A 1,540-nucleotide genomic window follows, 5' to 3' on the forward strand; every position below is an offset into this window, starting at 1 on the left:
GACAGACACTATGACCCAATCCGAGGGCACTAAAAAGATAGGAGCCCCCGCTCGTGACCGCGGGTCGGGGCTGCGACAATGATGTTGAAGTGCCATAGGCGCAGCCGCGCCGCAACGAGGTTGGGAGGCTCCCATGCCAAAGTATTCTACCGCGTTCGGGATGGACGTCCACCTGAGGTCGACCACCGTCTGCGCCCTCGACGCGGACACCGGCGAGGCCGTGACGAGGAGGTTCCCCGGCAACCCCTGGGGCGAGATCGCCGGGTGGATGGATGGGTTCCCCGGGCCGTCGCTCGCGGCCTACGAGAGCGGCTACCTCGGCTTCGCCCCGCAGCGGGAGCTCGCCGGGCTCGGCGTCGAGTGCGTCGTCGCCGCGGTCTCGAAGATCCCCAGGTCGGCCGCCGACTCGGCCTCCAAGAACGACAGGAACGACGCCGCCAGGATGGCCAAGGCGATACTCGCCCACGACATCTCCCCCGTATGGGTCCCCTCCCCCGAGGTCGAAGGCATCAGGGACCTCGCCGGCGCCTACGACGGGGCGACCGCGCGCCTGGCGACCGCCAAGCAGCGGCTGCTCGCCTTCCTCGCAAGGCGGGGGTTCGTCTACGGCGGCACCACGCCCGCCGGCAACCCGAGGAAGTACTGGACCTACGACTTCCTGAGGTGGCTCGACAAGGTCAGGCCGGAGGACGATGGCGGGGTTCGGACGCTCGCCGCCCTGAGGAACGAGGTCGAGGCCGCGGCGGAGGCCCGGGCGGACCTGCTCTCCGAGTACAGGGCCGCCGTGGATGCCAGCCCGATCGCCGCGGAGGTGGCCGCCCTCCAGTCGATCAAGGGCTGCGCCTTCGCGCTGGCCGCGGCCTTCTCGGCCGAGGTCGGCGACTTCACGAGGTTCCGTTCCGGAAGGCAGGTCACGGCCTATTTCGGCCTCGCGCCGAGTCAGAGGTCGAGTGGCGACTCCGTGCGGCTCGGAGGCATCAGCGGTGCGGGCAACGCGCTCGTGAGGAAGCTGGCCGTTGAGGGTTCATGGTGCTACGCCGCGGCACGGCACCAGCCGAAGCTCATGCCGAGGGACACGGGCGTGCCCCTCGAGATAAGGATGCACGGGAGGAAGGGGTCCGAGCGGCTCCTGCGGCGGCGCGAGGAGATGCTCGCCCGCGGCATGCCCGCGGCGAAGGCCAACGCGGCCACCGCGGCCGAGCTCGTGAGGTGGCTCTGGGCCCTCGGCATGATGTGCCGGGAGGGCGCGGAATAGACATAGCCCCCGTCCCGGCGAGCCGGGCGGCCTTCGGGGATACCCCCTATTTCGCTGTGCGCGCGGAGCCCTCCGCATGCGCCTCGACAGACTTGGGGAACCCCGCCGAAGGAATGGAGTGCGGGCCGACAGAACGGTATCCGCGGATATGAGACTGAGCCGAAGGCGTCGACGACATGCCGGGGGCGGACCGGGACGGGTTCAACGGCAGGCCCCGCCGACCGATTGCAAGCGGTCGGCGGGGCCATTGTGGCTCTTGACAGCGGATTGGGTCATATGAGCGAA

Annotated in this window: 1 protein-coding gene; it reads left to right on the plus strand. The window is 69.7% G+C overall.

All coding sequences use genetic code 11. The features are described 5' to 3' along the window. The first annotated feature begins 133 nt into the window (after nucleotides 1-133). On the plus strand, nucleotides 134-1,255 hold the full coding sequence (locus ACTQV3_RS09195) for an IS110 family transposase (protein WP_441536312.1): 1,122 nt from the start codon (nucleotides 134-136) through the stop codon (nucleotides 1,253-1,255). Nucleotides 1,256-1,540: the final 285 nt, after the last annotated feature.

The sequence above is a fragment of the Collinsella sp. LCP19S3_A7 genome, assembly GCF_052121995.1.
GTDB lineage: Bacteria > Actinomycetota > Coriobacteriia > Coriobacteriales > Coriobacteriaceae > Collinsella.